The organism is Streptomyces sp. NPDC097617 (assembly GCF_044761485.1).
Lineage (GTDB): Bacteria > Actinomycetota > Actinomycetes > Streptomycetales > Streptomycetaceae > Streptomyces.
The window spans coordinates 134,734-157,484 of the sequence record NZ_JBIWCL010000010.1; the positions used below are offsets into that span (position 1 = coordinate 134,734).

Annotated in this window: 20 protein-coding genes and 1 pseudogene; 8 read left to right on the forward strand and 13 right to left on the reverse strand. The window is 73.1% G+C overall.

Annotated features, from left to right (window positions below):
* Positions 1–43: 43 nt before the first annotated feature.
* The 8 genes from ACIQZO_RS18560 to ACIQZO_RS18595 form a co-directional block, all read right to left on the reverse strand.
* Positions 44–655: a TetR/AcrR family transcriptional regulator gene (locus ACIQZO_RS18560; RefSeq protein WP_403627251.1), complete on the reverse strand. Its 612-nt coding sequence runs from the start codon at positions 653–655 to the stop codon at positions 44–46.
* Entirely contained in the window at positions 652–1,614 is a 963-nt protein-coding gene (locus ACIQZO_RS18565; protein ID WP_403627253.1) for a 3-hydroxybutyryl-CoA dehydrogenase, read from the reverse strand. The genes ACIQZO_RS18560 and ACIQZO_RS18565 overlap by 4 nt, the downstream gene beginning before the upstream one ends.
* A 142-nt stretch (positions 1,615–1,756) precedes the next feature.
* A complete protein-coding gene (locus ACIQZO_RS18570) occupies positions 1,757–2,929 on the reverse strand; it encodes an acyl-CoA dehydrogenase family protein (protein WP_403627255.1) in 1,173 nt (390 codons plus the stop codon).
* Positions 2,930–2,967: 38 nt separating this feature from the next.
* On the reverse strand, positions 2,968–4,200 hold the full coding sequence (locus tag ACIQZO_RS18575) for an acyl-CoA dehydrogenase family protein (RefSeq protein ID WP_403627257.1): 1,233 nt from the start codon (positions 4,198–4,200) through the stop codon (positions 2,968–2,970).
* Between the two features lie 57 nt (positions 4,201–4,257).
* The gene (locus ACIQZO_RS18580; protein ID WP_403627259.1) at positions 4,258–6,327 is read right to left on the reverse strand and encodes an acetate--CoA ligase family protein; all 2,070 of its coding nucleotides are present in this window, start codon (positions 6,325–6,327) and stop codon (positions 4,258–4,260) included.
* A gap of 1 nt (position 6,328) precedes the next feature.
* Positions 6,329–6,520, reverse strand: coding sequence for a ferredoxin (locus ACIQZO_RS18585; RefSeq protein WP_403627261.1), 192 nt, complete (start codon positions 6,518–6,520; stop codon positions 6,329–6,331).
* Entirely contained in the window at positions 6,517–7,845 is a 1,329-nt protein-coding gene (locus ACIQZO_RS18590; protein WP_403627263.1) for an NADH-ubiquinone oxidoreductase-F iron-sulfur binding region domain-containing protein, read from the reverse strand. The genes ACIQZO_RS18585 and ACIQZO_RS18590 overlap by 4 nt, the downstream gene beginning before the upstream one ends.
* Positions 7,842–8,255 carry a hypothetical protein gene (locus ACIQZO_RS18595; protein ID WP_403627265.1) on the reverse strand — a complete coding sequence of 138 codons (414 nt, stop codon included), beginning with the start codon at positions 8,253–8,255 and terminating at the stop codon, positions 7,842–7,844. The genes ACIQZO_RS18590 and ACIQZO_RS18595 overlap by 4 nt, the downstream gene beginning before the upstream one ends.
* A 380-nt stretch (positions 8,256–8,635) precedes the next feature.
* On the opposite strand from ACIQZO_RS18595, the gene ACIQZO_RS18600 reads away from it, so the two are divergent.
* The 7 genes from ACIQZO_RS18600 to ACIQZO_RS18630 all read left to right on the forward strand — a co-directional run bounded on the left by ACIQZO_RS18600 (position 8,636) and on the right by ACIQZO_RS18630 (position 17,262).
* On the forward strand, positions 8,636–10,009 hold the full coding sequence (locus ACIQZO_RS18600; RefSeq protein WP_403627266.1) for an aromatic ring-hydroxylating dioxygenase subunit alpha: 1,374 nt from the start codon (positions 8,636–8,638) through the stop codon (positions 10,007–10,009).
* Between the two features lie 289 nt (positions 10,010–10,298).
* Positions 10,299–11,429, forward strand: coding sequence for a spermidine/putrescine ABC transporter substrate-binding protein (locus ACIQZO_RS18605; protein ID WP_403627268.1), 1,131 nt, complete (start codon positions 10,299–10,301; stop codon positions 11,427–11,429).
* 1 nt (position 11,430) lies between these two features.
* A complete protein-coding gene (locus tag ACIQZO_RS18610) occupies positions 11,431–12,408 on the forward strand; it encodes an ABC transporter permease (RefSeq protein ID WP_403627269.1) in 978 nt (325 codons plus the stop codon).
* Positions 12,405–13,241, forward strand: coding sequence for an ABC transporter permease (locus ACIQZO_RS18615; RefSeq protein ID WP_403627271.1), 837 nt, complete (start codon positions 12,405–12,407; stop codon positions 13,239–13,241). The genes ACIQZO_RS18610 and ACIQZO_RS18615 overlap by 4 nt, the downstream gene beginning before the upstream one ends.
* Before the next feature lie 50 nt (positions 13,242–13,291).
* Positions 13,292–14,431, forward strand: a complete 1,140-nt coding sequence (locus ACIQZO_RS18620) for an ABC transporter ATP-binding protein (RefSeq protein ID WP_403627273.1) — start codon at positions 13,292–13,294, stop codon at positions 14,429–14,431.
* 25 nt (positions 14,432–14,456) lie between these two features.
* A complete protein-coding gene (locus ACIQZO_RS18625; protein WP_403627274.1) occupies positions 14,457–15,773 on the forward strand; it encodes a flavin monoamine oxidase family protein in 1,317 nt (438 codons plus the stop codon).
* A gap of 133 nt (positions 15,774–15,906) precedes the next feature.
* On the forward strand, positions 15,907–17,262 hold the full coding sequence (locus tag ACIQZO_RS18630) for an aminobutyraldehyde dehydrogenase (protein ID WP_403627434.1): 1,356 nt from the start codon (positions 15,907–15,909) through the stop codon (positions 17,260–17,262).
* Here ACIQZO_RS18630 and ACIQZO_RS18635 read toward each other — a convergent pair.
* Entirely contained in the window at positions 17,252–17,923 is a 672-nt protein-coding gene (locus ACIQZO_RS18635; protein WP_403627276.1) for a hypothetical protein, read from the reverse strand. The two genes, ACIQZO_RS18630 and ACIQZO_RS18635, sit on opposite strands and share 11 nt — an antisense overlap.
* 14 nt (positions 17,924–17,937) lie before the next feature.
* Positions 17,938–18,565 (reverse strand): annotated as a pseudogene (locus ACIQZO_RS18640) (aldo/keto reductase); the annotation flags it as partial.
* 223 nt (positions 18,566–18,788) lie between these two features.
* Between ACIQZO_RS18640 and ACIQZO_RS18645 the strand changes: the two are divergent.
* The gene (locus ACIQZO_RS18645; RefSeq protein ID WP_403627277.1) at positions 18,789–19,691 is read left to right on the forward strand and encodes a GNAT family N-acetyltransferase; all 903 of its coding nucleotides are present in this window, start codon (positions 18,789–18,791) and stop codon (positions 19,689–19,691) included.
* A 49-nt stretch (positions 19,692–19,740) separates the two neighbouring features.
* Here the strand turns inward: ACIQZO_RS18645 and ACIQZO_RS18650 are convergent, their stop codons facing one another.
* The 3 genes from ACIQZO_RS18650 to zwf all read right to left on the reverse strand — a co-directional run bounded on the left by ACIQZO_RS18650 (position 19,741) and on the right by zwf (position 22,699).
* Positions 19,741–20,184 carry a glutaredoxin domain-containing protein gene (locus ACIQZO_RS18650; RefSeq protein ID WP_403627279.1) on the reverse strand — a complete coding sequence of 148 codons (444 nt, stop codon included), beginning with the start codon at positions 20,182–20,184 and terminating at the stop codon, positions 19,741–19,743.
* A 129-nt stretch (positions 20,185–20,313) separates the two neighbouring features.
* A complete protein-coding gene (locus tag ACIQZO_RS18655; protein ID WP_403627281.1) occupies positions 20,314–21,141 on the reverse strand; it encodes an acyl-CoA dehydrogenase family protein in 828 nt (275 codons plus the stop codon).
* A 106-nt stretch (positions 21,142–21,247) separates the two neighbouring features.
* On the reverse strand, positions 21,248–22,699 hold the full coding sequence (gene zwf / locus ACIQZO_RS18660; RefSeq protein WP_403627283.1) for a glucose-6-phosphate dehydrogenase: 1,452 nt from the start codon (positions 22,697–22,699) through the stop codon (positions 21,248–21,250).
* Positions 22,700–22,751: the final 52 nt, after the last annotated feature.

Genomic DNA, 22,751 nt, shown 5'->3' on the forward strand with positions numbered 1-22,751 from the left:
CGCTCGCCGGCCCGCACTCGCCGGGCCGCAGTCGTCCGGCCGGTCAGACGTCCGGGAACTCCGGGGCGATGCCCAGCGTGGGCGCGATCGTCCGCCAGATCGTCGACCGGGCCGTCGCGAGGTCCACCCGGGGATCGTCGAGCATCAGGCGGATACCGAGACCGTCGCACAGGGCCAGGACCAGGGTGCCGAGCGCGGCGACATCGCAGGCGGTGAACTCCCCGGTCCGGATACCCCGTTCCACGGCCCCGCCCACCCATGCGTGCAACTGGTCGTACAGGTCGACGGCCAAGTGCCGGGCCGCCGTGTCGCGCTGGGCGCGCACCCACAACTCCTGCCAGAGCTTCCAGTCCTGGCGCAGCTCGGCGTCGCTCGGGAGCATGCTCCGCAGGATGCGGGCCAGGACTACGGAGGCGGGCACCGAGTCGGCGACGCCCTCGGTATCGGTACCGGTCTGGGCGAAGGAGTGCGTCATCGCCTCCGCGAAGAGCTTCTCCCGGGTGTCGAAGTGGTAGTGCAGCAGGGCCTTCGACACGCCGGCGTGCTCGGCGACCTTGCGCATGCTGACGTTCTCGAAGCCGATGTCGGCGATGACCTCGCACGCGGCCGTGAGGATGCGCTCACGCGTCTCGATTGCGCGCTCGGCCTTGGTCACGTTGGCTGCTCCCCGTCTCGGCGCCCGTGGACCGGGCGGGTGGTCCCGGCTGCCGTGGCCACCACGCCCCCATCCTCGCGCATCGCGCCGCCCCCGCGGGCGCCGTAGGTGTGGAAGCCCCGGCCCGTCTTGCGGCCCAGGCGCCCCGCGTCGACCATGCGGGCCAGCAGGGGCGGCGGGGCGTACAACGGCTCCCGGTACTCCGCGTACATCGACCGGGCGATCGCCTGCACCGTGTCCAGGCCGATCAGGTCGGCCAGGGCGAGGGGTCCCAGCGGATGGGCGCAGCCCAGTGTCATACCCCGGTCGATGTCCTCGGCCGACGCCGTCCCGCACTCGGCCATGCGTACGGCGGCCAGCAGGTACGGCACGAGCAGCGCGTTCACGACGAACCCCGCCCGGTCCCGGGCACGGACGACCTCCTTGCCCAGGACCTCGGAGGCGAAGGCGTGCATCCGCCGGACGGTCTCCTCGCCGGTGAGCAGCGAGGGCACCAGCTCTACGAGAGGGAGCACCGGTACGGGGTTGAAGAAGTGGAGGCCGATGACCCGCTCCGGCCGCGAGATGGCGGCGGCCAGCCGGATGACGGGGATGGAGGAGGTGTTCGTCGCCAGGACGGCGTCCGGCCGTTCCACCACCCGGTCGAGCAGCGCGAAGACCTCCAGCTTCGCCCGTTCGTCCTCGGCGACCGCCTCGACGACGAGGTCCCGGTCCGCCAGCCGCGCCGGGTCGTGGGTCACCGCGATCCGGCCGACGGCGGAGTCCCGTTCCGCGGTGGTCAGTTTTCCGGACGCCGCCGCGCGTCCCAGGGAGCGGGTGATCCGCTCCAGGCCGGCGGCCGCCGCCGTGCGGGTCGTCTCCACCACGACGACGTCCCGTCCGGCGCGCGCGCAGACCTCGGCGATGCCGGATCCCATCAGCCCGCAGCCCACGACCCCGACCCGTTCGACATCGGTCATCGATCCGTCCTCCCTCCTTCACAACCCCTGGGCGTACCAGGTGTCAGCGGGTGCTCGTACTTCCTGCTGTCCGGGCGGTCCGAGCGGTCCGGGCGGCGCACGCGGGCGCCGCCCGGACCACTGCCCGGACCGCCAGGCCGTCTCACCCCGCGGACGGCATCCGCAGAACGCCCGTACCGCGCTTGACCAGTTCGCCCGCGATGATCAGGCGCTGGATCTCGGAGGTGCCCTCCCAGATCCGGTCGACGCGCAGCTCGCGGTAGAGGCGCTCCACGGGGTACGAGCGGTCGTAGCCGCGCCCGCCGAAGATCTGCAGACACCGGTCGATCACGCGGCCCGAGGCCTCGCTCGCCGCCAGCTTGGCGATGGCCGCCTTCGCGTGCAGCGTCTTGCGGTCGAGCACGCCCTCGTCGACCTCCCAGGCGACCTGGTGGGTGTACGCGCGGTTGACGGCGATATCGACGGCGCAGTCGGCGAGCATGCCCTGGATCAGCTGGAAGTCGGCGATACGTGAGCCGAACTGGCGGCGCTCCACCGCCCAGTCCCGGGCCAGTTCCAGGGCCCGCTCCGCCGCCCCGATCGTCCGGGCCGCGATCATCAGCCGCTCCTCGGTGAACCAGGAACGCGTGATGTCATAGCCTTGGCCCACCTCGCCGAGCACCGCCGTGTCCGGGACGAACACCTCGGTGAAGGTGAACTCCGGGTGTTCGTAGACGAAGGTGTGCATCCAGCGCGGCACCCGGGTCATCTCGATGCCCGTCGTGTCCTTGTCCACGAGGAACAGGGTCGGCGCACGCTCCTCCCCGGCGGCCGCCAGCACGATCATGAAGTCGGCGTGGTCGCCGACGGTCACGAACCACTTCTCGCCGTTCAGCACCCAGCCGCCGTCGGTCCGCGTCGCCGTGGTCCGCAGGTTCTGCGGGTCGGAGCCGGCCTCGGGCTCGGTCACCGCGTAGCAGTCCCGGCGCTGCCCCCGGATCACCGGGACGAGGTAGCGCTCGCGCTGTTCCGGCGTGCAGAAGGACAGGGCGTTGGCCGGACGCCACACCATGTCCCACAGCGCCCCGGTGAGCCGGCCCAGCTCCGCCTGGACCGTGACCTGCTCCAGGATGGTCAGGCCCGCGCCGCCCCATTCCTTCGGCATGTTGACGGCCTGCAGCCCGCTCTCGAGGACCGCGTCGCGGATCTCGGTGTGGGCCTGCGGGGGCAGCCCGTTGTTCTCCTCGCAGTCGAGCTCGTACTCCGTGATGAAGTCGGTGAGCCCGCGCGCCGCGCTCCGGAGCTCTTCCTGACGGGCGGTGAGGCGGAAGTCCATGTCTGTATGTCCTCTGGGTCGTGGTGGGGGAGCGATCGTCAGGAAGCGGAGAGAGTGTCGGGAAGGGGGTCGGGGAGGGTTTCGGGGAGGGTGTCAGGAAGGCCGACGGGCAGGGCGAGAGCCCGGGTACCGCGCTTGATCAGCTCGTTGGCGATGATCAGGCGCTGGATCTCGGAGGTGCCCTCCCAGATCCGGTCGACGCGCAGCTCGCGGTACATGCGCTCGACGGGGTAGGTGCGGTCGTAGCCGCGCCCGCCGAAGATCTGCACGCACCGGTCGATGACCCGTCCCGCCGCCTCGCTCGCCGCGAGCTTCGCCGTCGAGGCCTTCGCGTGCAGCGTCTTGCGGTCGGTCTCCGGCCGGTCGGCCTCCCAGGCGACCTGGTGGGTGTAGGCGCGGTTGACGGCGATGTCGACGGCGCAGTCGGCGAGCATGCCCTGGATCAGCTGGAAGTCGGCGATGGGCGAGCCGAACTGGCGGCGCTCCACCGCCCAGTCCCGGGCGAGTTCCAGGGCCCGCTCGGCGGCGCCGACGGTCCGGGCGGCGATCATCAGCCGCTCGTCCGTGAACCATTCCTTCGTCAGGTCGTAGCCGTTGCCGACACCGCCGAGCACGTCGTCGTCGGGGACGAACACATCGGTGAAGGTGAACTCGGGGTGCCCGTTCACCGCGGAGTGCATGAAGCGGGGGACCCGGGTCATCTCGACCCCGGCCGCCTCCTTGTCCACGAAGAACAGGGTCGCCGCCCGCTCGGGTCCCGCGTCCGCCTGCACCAGCAGGAAGTCCGCGATGTCACCGCAGGTCACGAACCACTTCTCGCCGTTCAGCAGCCAGCCGCCGTCGGTACGGGTCGCGGTGCTCGTGCCCGAGCCCGGGTCGGATCCGGCACCGGGCTCGGTCACCGCGAACGCGTCGAACCGTTCGCCCCGGATGACCGGAAGCAGGTACTTCTCCCGCTGCGCCTCGGTCCCGTACGCGAGCACGTTCGCGGGCCGCCACGGGATGTCCCAGAGGCAGTTGGTGACCTTGCCGAACTCTTCCTCGACGATGACCTGGTCCAGCAGCGACAGGCCGGCCCCGCCCCATTTCGCGGGCATGTTGATCGCGTAGACGCCGGCGTCGACGGCGGCGCGGGTCAGTTCGCGGACCGTGTCCACGGGCAGCGGGCCGCCCGCCTCCTGCGACTGGTCCTCGTACCGCATCAGGAGCCGTGCGTAGGCGGCGGCGCGGGCCTTGAGGTCGGCCTGCTCGGGTGTGTAGCGGAAGTCCATGGGGCGTCAGTCCTCCAGAGCACAGGGGTTGAGGGTGGAGCCGTGGGGGTGGAGCGGTCAGCGCAGGACGGCCCGTGCGTCCAGGGCGAGGGCGCCGTCCGGGCGCACCAGCAGGGGGTTCACCTCCAGTTCGGCGATCTCCGGGTGCGCCGCGGCGACGGTGGTGATGCGCTCGATGGCGGCGGCCGCCGCGGCCACGTCGAGGGCGGGCCGGCCGCGTACGCCGTCCAGCAGCGCTGCGCTGCGCAGGCCGCGCAGCAGGGCCTCGGCGTGCCGGGCCGGGACGGGCGCCGGCGCGAAGGCGACGTCGCGGAGCGTCTCGGTGAGCACCCCGCCGAGCCCGACCAGGGCGATCGGCCCGAACCGCGGGTCCTGGTTCACACCCACGATCAGCTCGACGCCGTCGGTGAGGTCGGCCATCGCCTCGACCGAGTACGCGGGCGCACCGAGCCGGGCGTGCATCCCCCGGTACGCGGCGAGGAGCGCGTCCCGGTCGGCCAGGCGCAGCGCCACGCCGCCGGCGTCGGACTTGTGCAGGACGTGCAGGGCCTTGAGCACGTACGGCCCCTCGAACGCGGCTGCCGCGTCGAGCAGTCCCCCCTCGTCCGTGATCTCGCGCGCCGCCGGGAACGGCACGCCGGCGGCGCCGAGCAGCGCCCGCACCCCGTGGTATCCCGGATCCTCCAGCGGTGCGGCGGCGGGCGGCAGCGGGGGCACTCCGGAGGCGTCGGCCGCCCCCCGGCCGGTCATCGCGGCCAGCGCGCGGGCCGCGTCCTCGGTGGCCGCGAACACCGGCACCCCGGCCTCGGCCAGCACCCGGCAGCTCGGCGACTGCGGGTACATCGACTGGACGACCAGCGGCTTCGGCCGGGCGGAGAGGTGCGCGACGATCTCCTTGGCGGCGCGGGCCTCTCCGTCGGCGAGTACGGAGCCCCCCGCCGGGCCGCCGCCCAGGCCGCCCTCGGCGGCGGCGTACCCGCCGAAGTAGCCGGTCATCAGGACGGCGTCGACCTCGTCGGAGGCGAGGAGCTCCCCGACGGTGTCCGCGTACGAGAGGGGCCGCTGCTCGCCCATGCCGGCCAGGTCGACGGGGTTGCCGACCGAGGACTGCTCCCACAGCACGGTCCGCAGCCTGTCCTGCGTCGGCGCGCCGAATTCCGGTACGTCGAGCCCGGCGTCCTCGGCCGCGTCGGCGGCGATCGCGCCGTGGCCGCCGCCGTCGGTGAAGACGGCGGTACGCCGGCCGCCCGTACGCACCCCCGCGCCGAGCGCGGCCAGGACGACGGTCATCTCCCGCGGCGTGCGGACGAGTTCGACGCCCGCGCCGCGGCAGGCGGCGGCCACCACGTCGGCCGAGGTGGTGAGCGCTCCGGTGTGGGACTGGGCGCTGCGCGCGGAGGCTGTGCCCCGGCCGGCGGTGAGCAGCACCACCGGCTTGCCCGCGGCGGCGGCCGCCGCCGCGAAGGCCCGGCCGTCGCCGAAGTCCTCGGCGTACACGGCGATGGCGGAGGTGGCGTCGTGTCGGGCGCAGTCCTCGACGAGGTCGACCAGGGTGACGTCGGCCTGGTTGCCGAGGGAGACGAAGCGGGAGTATCCCAGGCCGTGCGGCTCACCGCGCAGCTGGAGTTCGAGGGCGAGGTTGCCGCTCTGGCTGAGCAGTGCGACCCCGCCGGGGGCGAAGCGGTCCGAGGCGAGGTACAGCTCGGTGGTGTTGTCGGCGATGCCCAGGCAGTTGGGGCCCACGAGGACGGCTCCGGCGGCCCGTACCCGGGCGGTGATCGCCCGCTGCCGGGCCAGGCCGGCCGGGCCGGACTCGGCGAAGCCCGCGGTGATGGCGACGATCGCCTTGGCCCCGCAGGCCAGGGCCTCGTCGACGGCGGCCTCGAAGCCGGCGCCGGGTACGGAGATCACCACCAGGTCGACCGGCTCGCCGACGGCGGTCAGGGAGGTGGCCGCCGCCCGGCCGAGTACGACGCCGCCGCGCCGGTTGACCAGGTGCACGGGCCGCCGGTCCGGGGCGCGCAGGGCCTGGGCGGCCACCGCGTGGCCGTACTTCGCCGGATCGTCGCTGGCGCCGACGACGGCGACCGAGCGGGGGTCGAAGAGAGCGGTCAGATCGCGTCCCATGTCATCCCTCCACACGGAGGGCGGAGTTGGGGCAGCTGTCGGCGCAGGCGCGGGCGGCGTCCTCGGTGCCGGCCGGGACGACGACGGCGATGACGTTCGCGTAGCCCCATTCGTCGAGTTCGACCAGCTCGGGTGCGGGTTCCTGGCACAGTCCGTAGCCCTGGCAGCGGGTGGAGTCCAGCAGGAGTTTCACGGCGTTCCTTTCAGCGCGGGCAGCGGGAGGGCGGTGGGGGAGAGGGCCGGCGCCGGCGCGCGGGCCGGGCGCGGGGCTCCGGCGACGTCCGGCACGGCCACGGTGAGGCGGTGGCGGCCGGCCGCGGGCGAGGCGCCCGCGCACACCGGGCACGGGGCGGCGAGATGGGAGCGGACCTGCCCGGGGAAGGAGCGGAGCAGGCTGCCGGCGATGCCCGCGGCGGCGTCGAGGAGCCCGCAGGCACCGCGCCCGGGCAGGCCCTGCGACCAGCGGTGCAGGCTGTCCGCGGTGTCCGGCCCCGCGGTCCCGGCGGCGAGCCCGTACAGGGCCTTGCCGACGGCGGCGGTACCGGAGACGCAGACGCCGCACTGCCGGGCGCTCTCGGCCGCGAGATGGGCGGCCGCGTCGGCGGCGGTGGCCACCGGGCAGTCGCCGGGGGCGAGGAAGTGGATAGCCCCGCACCCGAGGGCGGTGCCCGCGGTGGTGAGCGCGCCGGGTTCGAGGGGGAGGTCCAGGGCGCCGGCGTCGACGAGTCCGCCGAACAGCCCGCCCATCAGCGCGCCGGTCGCGTCGGGGTTCCCGTACCGCGCCGCCAGCGCGCGCAGCGGGATTCCGTACGGGACCTCGGTGAGCACGGGCTCCGCCGGGCCGCCGGACAGCGTCACCAGGGTGTGTCGGGCGATGGCGTGCCCCCGGTCGGGGCGGGCGGCGGTGAGCGCGATCCGGGCGAGGGTCTCGACGTTGGAGACCAGGGTCGGCGCACCGCCCACCCCGCGTTCGAAGGGGCGGGGCGGCTTGGCGGTGGGCAGCGCCGGTCCGCCGTCGATCCGGCGGACCACCGCCGACTCCTCACCGGCGACGTAGGTGTGGTCGGTCTCGACGACCTCGACGGGCAGCGGCGGCGGGTGTTCGGCCAGGGCCCGGCGCACGCTCTCGCCCGCCGCCGGGTCCGAGAGGTACACGAAGCCCCGTACGGCGCCGGTGATCGCGGCGGCGCGGGCGAGGCCGTCGAGGACCAGGTGCGGCCGGGCCCGCAGCAGCCAGCGGTCCTTGGCCGAGCCCGGTTCGCCCTCCTCGCCGTTCGCCACGACCACCGGGGAGCCGTCGCGGCCGCGTACGGAGCGCAGTTTGACGGCGGCCGGGAACCCGGCCCCGCCGCGACCGCGCAGCCCGGAGGCGGCGAGGTGCGCGAGCAGTTCCTCCGGGCCCGTGGCTCTGTCGTAGCCGCCGGTGGCCCGGTAGGCGTCGGCGCTCTCCGACAGGTCCGGGGCCGCTCCGAGCACGGTGCCCGGGGGCGGCGCCGTCGGGAGGCGGATCGTGGTCATCGGCCGGCTCCTGTCCTGGTGTGGGTGCGCAGGCTCCGTACGGCGCTCTCCAGCGCGGCGCGGTCCTGCGCGGTACGGCCGTATCCCGGTCCCGGGAGGCCGATCAGCATGTGGTGGTGGTCGAGGACGACCTCGCCCGCGAGCAGGGCGGCGGCGGGGTCGCCCGGCCGGGACCCGGCGGCCACGCCGGTCACCAGGTCGGTGACCTCGGCGAGGTAGCGGAGCCAGCTGTGCCGGCTGCCGCGCAGGATCAGGCGCTCGACGCGGCGCTGCTCGGTGGCCGCCAGGTCCTGCGAAGGCCCGGCGGACGCTTCGCGTGACGAGGCGCGCAGGGCGGCGACCGCCGTGGGGAGTTCTCGCTCCGGTTCGGGGGTGAGCCCGAGCCAGTCCAGACGCCGATGACCGCTCATGCGTGCCTCCGGGGAGATCGAGGAGATCGGGAGAGCCGGGGTGCGGGCCCGAAAGGGGCCGGGCGGGCCGCACGGCCGGGTTCGCCCCGGTGAGCAGGGCGAAAGGGGAAGGCGGCCGGTGCGGCGACAGGGAAGCACGTTTGCTGACCGATCGGTCAGGCAACAATTACGCTAGCTGACCGATCGGTCAGTGAACAAGTCTTGACCCGGTGGAAATGAGCCAGCAATGTGGCTGTCCAATCGGTCAGCCCGTTCCCGGCCTCCCGCCCCGATCGCCTGTCCGCCGCTGGGCCGCCCCTTGCCCTGCCCCGCCTTGCCCGCCCTGCCTCGCCATCGAACGCCGACGCCGATCGCCGCACGTCGGCACGGAGGAGTCACCGATGCACTCACGAGCTCCCGAATCACCAACAGGCCGTACCGACCGATCCGAGCGCACCGACCGATCCGAAAGCACGGAGAGCACGGACCGATCCGAGAGCACGGACCGGACGGCCCCCACGGACCGGACGGCCCCCACGGACCGGACCGTCCCCACGGACCGGACCGTCCCCACGGACCGGACCGCCCGCACCGACCGGACCGGCCCCCCGGGCCATGCTTCGGCCCCCGGGCCGGCCGACCGCGAGGCCGCCGCCCCGCAGGCCCCCGGGCCCGCCCTCCCGGGGCGCTACTACACCGATCCCGAGACCGCCGCCGCGGAGACCCGGCACGTCTTCGGCCGCTCGTGGCAGCTCGTCTGCCACGAGTCCGACCTGCCGAATCCGGGCGCACGGCTCGCCGCCACCGTCGCCGACCGGGAGGTCCTGGTCGTCCGCACCGAGGACGGCGGCCTCGCCGCACACCTCAACGTCTGCCGCCACCGCGGAACCCGTCTGGTCACCGCCCCGGAACCGGACGGCAAGGCGATCCGCTGCCCGTACCACGGCTGGACGTACCGCCTCGACGGCAGCCTGGTCGGCGCGCCGGAGGCACGCCAGATCCCCTGCCTGGACAAGCCGAAGCTCGGCCTGTTCCCGGCCCGCGTCGAGTCCTTCCTCGGCTTCGTGTTCGTCAACCTGGACCTCGACGCCGTACCGCTGGCCGAGAGCTGCGCCGGCCTCGCGGAGGCGGTCGGCCACTACGCCGGCGCCGACCTGGTACCGATCGGCCGCGCCCGCATCCACGACCTGGCCTCCGCCGAAGTGCAGCAGGCCAACTGGAAGGTCGCGGTCGACAACTACCTGGAGGGCTACCACGTCCCGGTCGCCCACCCCGGCCTGATGCGGCTGCTGGACTACCAGGGCTACACCTGCGAGATCGAGGAGTCCTACGCGCTCTTCGCCTCACCGCTGCGCGACAAGCCGTCCTCGAACTGGGCCGAACGGCTCTACCAGCGCATCGCGGCACCCATGCCCGGCCTCGCCGAGGCCGACCGCCGGATCTGGCGGTACGCGGTCATCTACCCGAACACCCTCATCGACTTCTACCCCGACCACGTACTGGCCTGGACCGCGATCCCGACGGCGGTGGACCGCGTGGCCGTACCCGGCGCCTTCTACACCCGCCGCGGCACCAGCCTGCGCACCCGTCTCGCCCGGCGCCTGAACATCCACATCGGCTGGATCACCAACGACGAGGACGCCGAACTGGTCGCCCGCGTGCAGAAGGGGCTCTCCACCCCCGGGTTCGTGCCGGGACCGCTGTCCCGCCGCGAATCCGCGGTCGGCTGGTTCGCCGGCCGCATCCGGGCCGACCTCGACGGCACCGAGCCGTAGGCGGCCGCCCCGCCTCGACCGAACCACCGCACGAGCGCACAACGGCACCACCCCGCAACGGCACCACCGCACGACGGAACCACCACCGCACGACCGCACGACCGCACCACCGCACGACCGCACGACCGCACGACCGCACGACCGCACGACCGCACCACCGCACGACCGCACGTGCGCACCGCAGCGCTCCCGCCCGCGCCGCTCCGCGCCCACCGCGATGACCGAGCCCCCCCCCCCCCCGCACCGCTCGTTCCCGCCGTCCCCCTGCGGCCCCTACGGAGAGGACCCCATGTCCCCCGAGGCACTCCCCCCGACCAGACGCTCGTTCCTGCGCGCCGGCACCGCCGCCGCCCTCGCCCTCACCGCCACCGGGTGCGGCTTCGCCTCGGCCACCGACCCGGGCGGCAGGGCGACCGCGGAAGCACCCATCGACGTCAAGGTCGACGGCGACCTCGTCTACTTCAACTGGGCGGACTTCGTCGACCCCAGCGTCTTCGAAGGCTTCCAGAAGGAATACGGCGTCAAGGTCGTCCAGTCGAACTACGACTCCATGGAGGGCATGGCCGCCAAACTCAACGCCGGCAACCGCTACGACATCATCTTCCCCACCGCGAAATGGGCCGAGCGCCTCACCGCCGGCGGCCGGCTGCGCACCATCGACCACTCCCGGCTCCGCAACGCCGAGGCCGTGTTCGGCGGTTACGGCTACTTCGCCGACCCCTGGTACGACCCCCGCTCCGCGCACACCGTCCCGTTCACCATGTACAAGACGGGCATCGGCTGGCGCCGGGACCGGCTCGGCGACCTGACCGGTTCCTGGAGCGACCTGTGGAACGACAGGGCGAAGGGCAAGGTCTTCGTCCTCGACGACCGGGACGAGGTACTGGGCCTCGGCGCCCTCAAGCTCGGCCTCGGGCTCACCACCGGCGACCACGGCGACCTCGCCCGCGTCACCGACACCCTGCGCTCGCTCCGCCCCCGCCTGCGCGGCTTCTCCAGCGACAGCTACAACAACCTCCTCAACGGCAACGCCGACATGACCCAGGCCTGGAGCGGGGACATGGCCGCGATGCTCGCCCAGGCCGAGGACCCGGCCGTCTTCGGCTTCGAGGTCGCCCGCGAGGGCGCCCCCGTCAACTCCGACTGCTACGCCATCCCCGCCAACGCGCAGCACCCCGGCACGGCGATGCTCTTCATCGACTACATGCTCCGCCCGGAGAACGTGAAGAAGAACATCGAGTACATCGGCTACCCGATGCCGGTCCGCGGCACCGAGGACACCTACGCCGCGCTCGTCGAGCCGTTCCCGCAGTGCGTGGTGACCGCCGAGGACCTCGGGGCGGACCTCTTCTTCCGCAATGGCGACGCACGGGCCGAACAGGCCCGCGACGCCGCCTGGACCGACGTGAAGGCCGGCTGACATGGCACACATCGACCACACCGGAACCGAGGTCCGGCCCGTCCCGGACCCGGCCGCACCGCACGTACCGCCCCCGGCCCGGACCGGGAAACAGGAGCGGTCCGGGGCCACGACGCGCACCCGCGCACGGACCCAGCCGCGCCTGTGGACCTGGCTCCTGCTCCCCGGCACCCTCTGGATGACCACGTTCCTCGTGGCCTCCCTCCTCCTCGTGGCCACCCTCGCGCTCGGCACCACCGACCCGCTCGGCAACCCGCGCTTCGGACTCAACTTCGCCAACCTCACCGCACTGGCCGACCCCGCCTACCGCACCGTGCTGCTGCGCTCCCTCGGCTACGCGCTGATCACCTGCCTCATCAGCCTGGCCGTGGCCTACCCGGTCGCCTACGCCATCGCCCTGCGCGGCGGCCGCTTCAAGAACCTGCTGATCGCCGCGATCGTCGTACCGTTCTTCGCCAACTACCTGGTGCGGATGTACGGCTGGTCCGTCGTCCTGTCCGACGAGGGCCCGCTGCTGAGGGCCCTGCGGGCGATCGGCCTCGCCGACGACGACACCAAGATCCTCCAGACCGGCGTGGGAGTGATCGCCGGACTCGTCTACGGATTCGTCGTCTTCATGATCATCCCGCTGTACGCGGCCATGGAGCGCATGGACACCTCGCTCATCGAGGCCGGCCGCGACCTCTACGGCGGTCCGCTGCGCACCTTCCTCTTCGTCACCGTCCCCGCCACCCGGCAGGGAGCGGCCGCCGGCTGCGTCCTCGTCTTCCTGCCCGCCATGGGCGACTTCGTCAGCGCCCAGCTCATGGGAGGACCCGACCAGATCATGATCGGCAACCTGATCCAGGACAAATTCTTCCAGGGCCAGAACTGGCCGCTCGGCTCGGCCCTCACCATGCTGCTGATGGCGGTCCTGTTCCTCGGGATGCTCGGCTACCTGCGGCGCACCCGCAAGGACGAGGCGGAGGCCGTCCGATGAGCACCACGCAACGCCGCCGGCGCGGAGCCGAGCGCCGCCCCCGCTTCGCCATCGCCGTCACCGCCCTCTTCTTCGCCCTCCTCTACCTCCCCGTCGGCGTCGTCGTCCTGTTCTCCTTCAACTCCCAGAAGTCCCTCACCGTCCTCGACGGGGTCAGCCTGCGCTGGTACACGGCCCTCCTCCACGACGAGGTACTCCTCGACTCGCTCGGCATGAGTCTGCGGGTGTCCCTGGTCGCCATGGCCGGCTCGCTCGTCCTCGGCGTGGCCCTGGCCCTGGGCCTCGTACGCAGCCGCAGCCGCCTCGGCTCCTTCGCCGGGCTGATCATGCTCGTCCCGCTCATCACCCCGGAGATCGTCACCGGCGTCGCGGCGATGCTCCTCTTCAAGGGCCTCGGCATCACCCTCTCCACCACCACCGTGATGCTCGCCGAGATCACCTTCTCCATCTCCTATGTGACGGTGATCCTCCGCTCCCGCATCGCGGCCCTCAACCCGGAGGTGGAGGAGGCCGCCATGGACCTCGGCGCCACCCGCAGGCAGGCCCTGCGCCTGGTGACGCTGCCCGCGCTGCTCCCCAGCATCCTCGCGTCCGCGGTGCTGATCTTCGCCCTCGTCTTCGACGACTTCGTCCTCGCCTACTTCACCACCGGCGTCGACCCGCAGCCGCTGTCCGTACGCATCTACTCGGCGATCCGGTTCGGCGTGCAGCCCACCATCAACGCCGTCGGCACCCTGATGCTGGCGGGATCCATCGCCCTGATCGTCCTCGCACTCGCCATCCCGCGCCTGTTCGGGCGCCGCGGCGGCCTCGACCTGCTCTCCGGGAAGTGACACCCATGTCCGCGACACCCGAGCACCCGACCCCCATGACTGCGACCGCCATGACCACGAACCCTGTGACCGCGACCCCCGCGAACCCGCCCTTCCTGACCCCGACACCGGTCCACCCGACCCCCGCCGTCCGGCTCGACCACGTCAGCAAGCGGTACTCCGCCGCGGGTGGCGCGTACGCCGTGCACGACGTCGCACTCGACATAGCCCCGGGGGAGTTCTTCTCCCTCCTCGGACCTTCGGGCTGCGGCAAGACCACCCTCCTGCGGATGATCGGCGGCTTCTCCGACCCGACGGAGGGCAGCGTCCTCCTCGACGGCCAGGACGTCACGGGTCTGCCGCCCAACAAGCGCAACGTCAACACCGTCTTCCAGAGCTACGCCCTCTTCGACCACCTCTCCCTCGCGGACAACGTGGCCTTCGGCCTCAAGCGCAAGGGCGTCGGCCGCGCCGAGACCCGCGAGCGGGTCCGCGACATGCTCGACCTCGTCCAGCTCGGCCACCTGGCACAGCGCAAGCCGCCCACCCTCTCCGGCGGCCAGAGGCAGCGCGTCGCACTCGCCCGCGCTCTCGTCAACCGGCCGCAAGTCCTGCTCCTCGACGAACCGCTGGCCGCACTCGACCTCAAACTGCGCCGCCGCATGCAGGTCGAGCTCAAGCAGATCCAGCGCGAGGTCGGCATCACCTTCGTCTTCGTCACCCACGACCAGGACGAGGCACTGACCATGTCCGACCGCCTCGCCGTCATGAACGAGGGCCGCGTCGAGCAGTGCGGTACGCCCGAGGACGTCTACGAGCGCCCCACGAGCAGCTTCACCGCCTCCTTCATGGGCACCTCCAACCTCGTCCCCGGCACCTACCGCTCCGGCCGGGTCGTCCTCGACGACGGACCCGAACTGCCCGTCGGCGTCCGGCCGGCCGTGGCCGAGGGCAGCAGGGTCAACCTGTCGATCCGCCCCGAGAAGATCTGGCTGTCCGACCTGGAGCCGGACATGGCCCGCGCCGACGGAGTCGTCCGCGAGACCGTCTACTGCGGCCCGACCACCACGTACCTCATCGAACTGGCCCCCGGCGTCACGGTGTCCGTACTGGAGCAGAACACCGTCCGTTCCCGCAGGGAGGACCGCTGGAGCGGCGGCGAGCGTGTCGAGATCGGCTGGAAGCCCGAGCACTGCCTCGTCCTGGACTGAAGCCGCCCCGACCGAAGGACACCCCATGAACCACGATGTCATCGTGCTCGGCGCCGGTCTGGCCGGCCTCGCCGCCGCACGCGACCTCGCCGCCGGCGGAGCCGACGTCCTCGTCGTCGAGGCCCGGGACCGGGTCGGCGGCCGCGTCGAGCAGGCCGAACTCCCCGACGGCCGACTGGTCCAGCTCGGCGGCGAGGTCGTCGGCCGCGCCCACACCGCCTACCTGGCCCTCGCCGAGGAACTCGGCCTCACCCTGGTCCCCAGCTACGTCGCCGAGCCCGGCGCCCTCACCCGCGCCACACCCGAAGCGGTCTCCGCGGGCGAGGCGCCCCACTGGTTCGGCCCCGGCGACGACACCTGCCACCAGAAGCTCACCGACGCCTTCTGCGCGCTCGCCGGCACCGTCGACCCGGCCGACCCCTGGTCCCACCCCGACGCCACGGCCCTCGACCACACCCCGGTCGGTGACTGGCTGCGCGCCCAGGGCGCGACCCCGGCCGTCGTCCGCCTCTGGGAAATCGGCCAACTCGCCCTCGCCGACGGCTCGTACGAGCGCACCTCGCTGCTCGCCGCCCTGCGCAAGCACGCCGCCGTACCCGGCCCCGACCACTACGACTACGAGGCCTGGGAGGGCCTGCGGGTCGCCGAGGGCTCCGCGACCGTCGCCCTGCGCATGGCCGCCGGCCTCGGCGGACGCGTCCGTACCGGAGCACCTGTGGAGGCCGTCACGATCGGCCGGCCCGGGCGCTGCTCCGTACGCCTGGCCGGAGGCGAGACCCTCACCGCCGGAGCCGTCGTCAGCGCCCTGCCCGTCGGCCCCCTCCGCCAGGTCGCCGTCACCGGCGTCTCGCAGGAGCGCCTCGACTCCCTGCACCGGCAACGCCAGGCGCTCGCCGCCAAGTTCGTCGCCGCGTACGAGCGGCCGTTCTGGCGCGGCCTCGGCCGCAGCGGCCTCTCCGAATGCGAAGGGGTCCTCGGCAGCACCTGGCCGCAGAGCGACGGCATCCTCTCCGCCCTCGTACCGCCCGAGAGGCTCGGCGTCCTGCTCGGCATGCCCGCCCCGCTGCGCACCCACGAGCTGCTGTCCGACATCGCCCGTCTCTACGGCGACGAGGCGCACCGGCCGCTCGCCACCTACGTCCGGATGTGGGGCACCGACCCGTGGACCCAGGGGTACGTCACCCAGTGGACCCCCGGCGATGTCACGGCCGTCGGCCCCCGCCACGGCACCCACGAGCCCCCCTTCTACGTCTGCGGATCCGACCAGTGGGTGGCCGGCTACATGGAAGGCGCCGTACGCACCGGACGCGACGCCGCCGGCGAGGCGCTGCGCCGTGGCTGACACCGACACCGACACCGACACCGACACCGACACCGACACCGACACCGACACCGACACCGACACCGGCACCGACACCGGCACCGTGCTCAACCACATCGCCGGTACCGACCGGCCCGCCGCCTCGGGCGAGGCGATGGAGCTGATCGACCCCGCCACCGGCTCCGTGCACGGCCACGCCCCGCGCTCCGGCCGGGCCGACACGGAGGCCGCCTGCACGGCGGCCGCGGCCGCGTACGCGCACTGGTCCACGACCACCCCGGCCGTACGCCAGCGCGCCCTGCTCGGCATCGCGGACGCCATCGAGGAGCACGCGGACGCCCTCGTGGCGGCCGAGACCCAGGACACCGGAAAGCCCGCCCGCCAGTTCCGGACGGAGGAGCTGCCCGCGATCGTCGACACCGTCCGCTTCTTCGCCGGAGCCGCGCGGAACCTGCCCGGCCTCGCCGCGGCCGAGTACACCGAGGGCCGTACCTCCGTGCTGCGGCGCGAACCGGTCGGGGTCTGCGCCCAGATCACCCCGTGGAACTACCCGCTGATGATGGCGGTGTGGAAGATCGCCCCGGCGATCGCCGCCGGGAACACGACGGTGCTCAAGCCCGCCGACACCACCCCCTCGTCGTCCGCGCTGCTGGCGCGCATCGCGGCCGCGCACCTGCCGCCGGGCGTGCTCAACGTGGTCTGCGGCGACCGCGACACCGGCCGTGCGCTCACTGCCCACCCGGAGGTCGCGCTCATCGCGGTCACCGGCAGCGTGCGCGCCGGCCGGGAGATCGCCGCCGCCGCGGCCGCCGATCTCAAACGGGTCCACCTGGAACTCGGCGGCAACGCCCCGGTCCTGATCCACGACGACGTGGACATCGAGGCGACCGCCGCCGCCCTCGCCGCGGTCGCCTACTACAACGCGGGCCAGGACTGCACCGCACCCACCCGGTTCCTGGTGAACCACCGGGTGCACGACGCGTTCCTCGCGGCCTTCGCTGCCGAGGCGGGAAAGCTGCGTACGGGCGCCCCCGACGAGCCGGACGCCGACTTCGGCCCGCTCAACAACGCGGCGCAGCTCGCGTCGGTACGGGCCCTGCTCGACCGGCTGCCGCGGCACGCCGGGATCGTCACCGGCGGCGCCCGCCTCCCGAGGCCCGGCTTCTTCCACGAACCCACCGTCGTGGCCGGTGTGCACCAGGACGACGAGATCGTGCAGGAGGAGATCTTCGGACCCGTCGTGACCGTGCAGTCCTTCGCGGACGAGGCGGAGGCCCTGCACCTGGCCAACGACGTGCGCCACGGCCTGGCCGCCAGTGTGTGGACCACGGACCACGACCGCGCGATGCGCGCGACCCGGGCCCTGCACACCGGCATCGTGTGGGTGAACACCCACGGGACCACCGTCTCCGAGATGCCGCACGGCGGGGTCGGTCACTCGGGGTACGGCAGCGACCTCTCGATGGCGGGCCTCCTGGACTACACCCAGGTCAAGCACGTCATGCTGTGATCGCGCCCGGACCGGCATCCGGGGGCTCCGCGGGGTCCGGGTGGGCGGCGGAGACCTCGGCCAGCAGCTCGGGCAACGAGCCCGGGTAGCGCCACAGCCGGGAGTGGAACGCGGCCCACCGATCGGCGGGCACACCACCGGCGGTCCAGCGGGCCAGCAGGGCCGCCGTCTCCACGTGGAGGGCCGCGCGGCCGCTCCACGCGGCGTGCGAGACGGACCCCCAGCCGGAGCCCTGGCCGACCCAGGAGGTCAGCAGGCCCGCCGGGCGCACCAGCGGGGCCACCTCGAACGCCGACAGCTGCCCGCGTTCGATGACCAGGGCGGCGTCGACCTCGGGGATGTCGAGCGCGAGCAGGGCCCGCTGGGTGTCGTGGTCGCCGACGGCGCCCGCGAGGGCGGCCCGCAGGCGGGTGCCGCCCAGGCACAGGACGCTCTCGCTGACGGGGCGGGGCGCGTGGAAGCCGAGGTGGAAGAGGGCCCGGTCGATATCGAGCCAGGCTTCCAGGGCGGCGGGGCGCTGGTGGTGGGGGAGCAGGGTGGCCAGGCAGCCGAGGTGGTACCGCACCGTCTGCCGCTCGCGCTGGGAAAGCCCGGCCGTCGCCCCCGCCACCGTTTCCCCCGTCCGCTGCCCCGCCGTGCCGCCCCCGGCCAGGATCCGCACGCACCCTAGCAAGATCAGCCGTTCAGGGAGGCCATCAGCTCGGGCGCGTAGCGGTCGCCGGAGGCCACGCCGTGCGGCGCCACGGCGTCGATGGCGGCCAGCTCCGCAGGGGTGATCGTCAGGCCGGTGGCGGCGACGTTCTCCTCCAGGTAGCGGCGGCGCTTGGTGCCCGGGATGGGGACCGCACCCTGCTGGAGGGTCCAGGCCAGGGCGAGCTGCGAGGGGGTGACGCCCTTCGCGGCGGCGAGCCGGCGCACCTGGTCCACGACGGCCAGGTTGCGGTGGAAGTTCTCGCCCTGGAAGCGGGGGTCGGTACGGCGGAAGTCGTCGGCGGCGAAGTCGTCCGGGCCGGTGATGGCTCCGGAGAGGAACCCGCGCCCGAGCGGCGAGTAGGCGACGAGGCCGATGCCGAGTTTCCTCAGGGTGTCGAGGACGCCGTCGTGCTCGATGCCGCGCTCGAAGAGGCTGTACTCGGTCTGTACCGCGGTCAGCGGGTGCACGGCGTGGGCCCGGGCGATCGTGGTGGGAGGCCTCGCACAGTCCGATGTGGCGGACCTTGCCGGCTTCGACCAGTTCGGCCAGGGCGCCGACGCTCTCCTCGATCGGCACGTTCGGGTCGACGCGGTGCAGGTAGTAGAGGTCGCCCTGCGCGTCGACGAACCGGGTGGCACGGCTCCGTAATTTCCGTGGACGGACCCGGCGGTGATCAAGTAGCGTCGGTCTCCGGACCACGCCGCGCGAGACGAACGGAAGGAGGCGAGTGCCGTGCAGTTCTCAACGATCCAGCGCTCCCTTCCCGTTACCCCGGCGCGGTACGTCTGATCCGACCGGGAGCGCTCGTGCCGTACCCATCCCGGAGGAACCCATGACCGATACGGTCATCCGCGCGCTCGACGAGAGCGACGCCCATCTTTTCGACGCACACCCGGACCCGCTCGGCGCCCGCGCCGCACACCAGCGGACCACGCACCGCCCCGACTGGAAGCGGGTGGCCCTGCGCGACGGTACCGTCGTCGCCCGCGGCGCCTGGTGGGGCGGCCCCGATGACGAGCAGCCAGTCAACCTCAACTGGTTCGACGTCGCCGAGGGCGAGGTCGAGGCGGGGGCCGAACTCCTGCGCTCCGCCCCGTGGCAGGTCGAACTCGAACTCAACCTTCCCGGCGACTGGCGCGAGCACCCCGACCTGGCGGCCGCCGCCGAGACGCGCTTCGCCGCCGCCCGGGCCGCCGGCTACGAGCTCCTGGTGGAACGCTTCCTGTACCGCTGGACCCCGGAGCGCGGACTGCCCGAGCGCCCCGGACGCCTCGTCTTCGGCCCCGAACCCGACGACGCGGTCTTCTTCGACGCGCTGCGCCGTATCCACGCGGCCACCCTGGACGCCCACGCGCTGAAGGCCATCGAGGAAGGCGGCCTCGACCAAGCCGCACGGGAAGAGCTCGAGTTCTTCCACTGGTGCCCGTCCCCGCGGGAGTGGTGGCAACTCGCGCGCACCCCGCAGGGCGAACTGGCCGGCATCCACATCCCGGCGCACAACCCCTCAGGACCCACCATCGGCTTCATCGGCGTTCTGCCGGAACACCGCGGCCACGGCTACGCCTACGACCTCCTCGCGGAGTGCACCCACTTCCTCGTGGAACAGGGCGCCGAGGCCGTCACCGGAGCCACGGACCGGGGCAACTTCCCCATGGCCGCCAACTTCACCAAGGCCGGATTCCCCGTGGTGCGCGAGCGCATCAACTTCCACCCCGCCGACCAGGACGTGTCCTAAGAGGTAACGAGGTCGCGAGCCGCCCGCTCCGCGTCCGCCCCTCGCGCACTCAGCCGCGTGGGCGCGGAGCGAGCCGCTCGCGCACCCACGCGGGATCGGGGTCGGTGTGCGGTCGACCGGCGGCCACCACGGTCGGCACGGTCTCGTTGCCGTCGTTGGCCGCCCTGACCGCCTCCGCCGCGGCCGGGTCGCGCCAGATGTCGACCCAGTACAGCCGACGGGCGTCGCGTCCCAACCGGATCCGCAGCCGCAGGCAGTACTGGCAGCCCGCGCGCCGGTAGACGATCGGCCGGCCGTCGAGCGCGCTGCGGCGCCGTGCCTCCAGCGCGCCGATCGACCGCGGGAACGCGAGGGGCGAATACAGGCCCGCGAGCAGGACGAACAGCAGCAGGAGGGGGAGGGCTGCCGCGGGGAGCCCCCGCAGGGCCAGCGCGGTTGCGACCAGCACACCGCAGACCACGAGCAGCATCGGCAGGACCCAGGCACGCATCATGAGGACGAAGGCTACCCGGGGCCCGGGTCCGGCCGATCGCCGTAGGCGATCAGACTTCTTCGCCGGCCCGGATTCCTCGCAGCGTCACCTCGGCGGTGGCTTGCCGCAGTTGCGGGGTCTGTGCCTGGATCAGGTGGAACAGGGCCTCCCGGGCCAGGCGGCCACGAGCAGCAGAGCGACGGCGGCGCGCAGTTGGCCGAAGACGGCCGGGTTGGTGTTCGCGTTCTCCAGATCGTAGGACCGAAGCCACTGCGCCCGTGGCCCGATCGAGATCACATCGGCCTGCGGCACCACGACATCGCGCAGTTCGACGGCTGCCGTGCGGGTCGCGCCCATCGCCCACAGCGGTGGTGATTCCACGGCGAACAGGCCCCTGCCCGGCCCGGGCGCACAGTCGACACGTACGAACAGGGCCCGGTCGTCGGAGGTGACGGCGCCGACGACCGCCACGTCCGCGATGCCCCAGCCGGTCATCCAGGGCACCCGGCCGCGCAGCAGCCACCCCTGCTCGTAAGGCTGCGCGGTCACGGGAGGCTGCGGATGGCGCAGGTGAGCGAAACCGGCCGTGGCCTGCTTCGTGCCCGTGACCAGGTCGGGCAGCCAGGCGTCGCGCAGCGGGGCGTTCCCGCTCGCGGACAGCGCCTTCACGAGGCCGAAATGCTGGGTGTAGACGAACCACGTGGACGGGTCGACGGCGGCGAGGACCTCGTGGACCTCACGGACCACCTGCGCCCTGGTGCAACCGCTGCCCGGCGGCGGATCGTAGCCGAGGATCCCGTGGGCGCCGCTGCGGGCCAGCTCGTTCAGATGGGCACGGGAGACGCCCTCCACGGCCGTGCGCTCCGCGTCGGGCCGCAGGACGGCGCTCGCCACGCGCGACACCGACGCGACCAACGGCTCGGCCGCCAGCCGCGCCGGCGTCGCCAACCGCGTCCCGTCGCCCGGTAGCCCTCGCACCTGCGCTCACCTCACCGTGGTCGCCCCGTGCGCCCGGTCGGCGCACCGTTTCCGACCGGTCCCGCGCAGGCGCGCACCAGTGGTTCCAAGGGGCGTGTCCGGTACCTCAGCGCGCGTCGGGGAGGTACCAGCGGTAGGGGTCGACGAGTTCGCCGATGCGGTCGGGACCCCAGGTACCGGGCGCGTACGGTTCCACCGGCGGAGGCGATTCCAGCAGCGGGGCCGAGACCTCCCAGAGGCGTTCGATGCCGTCGGACCGCGTGAAGAGGGACTGGTCGCCGAGCATGGCCTCCAGCAGGAGGTGCTCGTAGCCCTCCAGGGAGTTGTCGGCGGTGAAGGAGCCCCGGTAGCCGAAGACCATCTCGGCCCCGGTCAACTGCATCGACGGGCCGGGCTCCTTGACGAGGAAGCGGGCGGTGAGGGAGCCGGGATCGGCGAAGTCGATGACGAGTTCGTTCCCCCGGCCGTCGACCGCGGCACGCGCGTCCAGCGGGAACATGCCGAGGACGGGCTCACGCAGGCCGAGCGTGACGACGTGCCGTCCCTCGGCCAGTGCCTTGCCGGAGCGCAGGTGGAAAGGGACCCCGGCCCAGCGCCAGTTGTCGATCTCCACGCGCAGCGCGGCGAAGGTCTCGGTGTCCGATGCCGGGTCGACCCCCGGCTCGGCCCGGTAGCCCGTGTACTGCCCGCGGACGACCTGCGCCGGGTCCAGCGGCCGCATGCTGCGGAAGACCTTGACCTGCTCGTCCCGGAGCGACTGGGCGTCAAGGGTGACCGGAGGCTCCATGGCGACGAAACCGAGCAGCTGGAACAGGTGCGTGACGATCATGTCGCGGAAGGTCCCGGTGCCCTCGAAGAAGTGCGCGCGGCCCTGGATGTCGATCTGCTCGGGCACGTCGATCTGCACATGGCTGATGTGCTCGCGGTTCCAGAGGGGTTCGAACAGGCCGTTGGCGAAGCGGAGGGCGAGGATATTGTCCACCGCCTCCTTGCCGAGGAAGTGGTCGATGCGGAACACCCGGGACTCGTCGAAGACGGCGTGGATGGCCGCGTTGAGCGCGCGGGCGGACGCGAGATCGGTACCGAAGGGCTTCTCGACGATGACCCGGGCGTCCCGGGCGAGGCCCGTGGCGCCGAGCAGCTCGACCATGGAGGTGAAGGCGACGGGCGGCACGGCGAGGTGGAAGAGCCGGCGCGGAGTGCCCCCGACAGCCGCCTCGGCCACGGAGACCGCGGTCTCCAGGGGCTCCGGGGCGCCCGGATCGGCGGCGCCGAAGGACAGGGCGGACTCGAACTCCTGCCACGCGGGGCCCTCGGGACGCGAGCGCCCGAACTCGGCCACCGCCTTCCGCGCGTGGGCCCGGAACTCCTCGTCACTGAGGGCCTCGGCCGCAGGCGCCGAACCGACGATGCGGTAGCGCCGCGGCATCAGCCCCGCCTTGGCGAGGTGGAACAGCCCGGGCAGCAGCTTGCGGCGGGCCAGGTCACCCGTGGCGCCGAAGACGACGATGACGTGGTCCGCCGGACTCGGCGCGGGGGACGGGGCGGGCTGGGTCATGGGCCGTACTCCCGTTCCGGGCGGTCGCATCGCCCTCAGGCCCCCACTGTGC

Excerpts from the sequence above, each read along its gene's own strand:
- ACIQZO_RS18565 (WP_403627253.1), bottom strand. The coding sequence starts at position 1,614 with ATGACCGATGTCGAACGGGTCGGGGTCGTGGGCTGCGGGCTGATGGGA.
- ACIQZO_RS18570 (WP_403627255.1), bottom strand. The coding sequence starts at position 2,929 with ATGGACTTCCGCCTCACCGCCCGTCAGGAAGAGCTCCGGAGCGCGGCG.
- ACIQZO_RS18575 (WP_403627257.1), bottom strand. The coding sequence starts at position 4,200 with ATGGACTTCCGCTACACACCCGAGCAGGCCGACCTCAAGGCCCGCGCC.
- ACIQZO_RS18580 (WP_403627259.1), bottom strand. The coding sequence starts at position 6,327 with ATGGGACGCGATCTGACCGCTCTCTTCGACCCCCGCTCGGTCGCCGTC.
- ACIQZO_RS18590 (WP_403627263.1), bottom strand. The coding sequence starts at position 7,845 with ATGACCACGATCCGCCTCCCGACGGCGCCGCCCCCGGGCACCGTGCTC.
- ACIQZO_RS18595 (WP_403627265.1), bottom strand. The coding sequence starts at position 8,255 with ATGAGCGGTCATCGGCGTCTGGACTGGCTCGGGCTCACCCCCGAACCG.
- ACIQZO_RS18600 (WP_403627266.1), top strand. The coding sequence starts at position 8,636 with ATGCACTCACGAGCTCCCGAATCACCAACAGGCCGTACCGACCGATCC.
- ACIQZO_RS18605 (WP_403627268.1), top strand. The coding sequence starts at position 10,299 with ATGTCCCCCGAGGCACTCCCCCCGACCAGACGCTCGTTCCTGCGCGCC.
- ACIQZO_RS18610 (WP_403627269.1), top strand. The coding sequence starts at position 11,431 with ATGGCACACATCGACCACACCGGAACCGAGGTCCGGCCCGTCCCGGAC.
- ACIQZO_RS18615 (WP_403627271.1), top strand. The coding sequence starts at position 12,405 with ATGAGCACCACGCAACGCCGCCGGCGCGGAGCCGAGCGCCGCCCCCGC.
- ACIQZO_RS18620 (WP_403627273.1), top strand. The coding sequence starts at position 13,292 with ATGACCACGAACCCTGTGACCGCGACCCCCGCGAACCCGCCCTTCCTG.
- ACIQZO_RS18625 (WP_403627274.1), top strand. The coding sequence starts at position 14,457 with ATGAACCACGATGTCATCGTGCTCGGCGCCGGTCTGGCCGGCCTCGCC.
- ACIQZO_RS18630 (WP_403627434.1), top strand. The coding sequence starts at position 15,907 with ATGGAGCTGATCGACCCCGCCACCGGCTCCGTGCACGGCCACGCCCCG.
- ACIQZO_RS18645 (WP_403627277.1), top strand. The coding sequence starts at position 18,789 with ATGACCGATACGGTCATCCGCGCGCTCGACGAGAGCGACGCCCATCTT.
- ACIQZO_RS18650 (WP_403627279.1), bottom strand. The coding sequence starts at position 20,184 with ATGATGCGTGCCTGGGTCCTGCCGATGCTGCTCGTGGTCTGCGGTGTG.
- zwf (WP_403627283.1), bottom strand. The coding sequence starts at position 22,699 with ATGACCCAGCCCGCCCCGTCCCCCGCGCCGAGTCCGGCGGACCACGTC.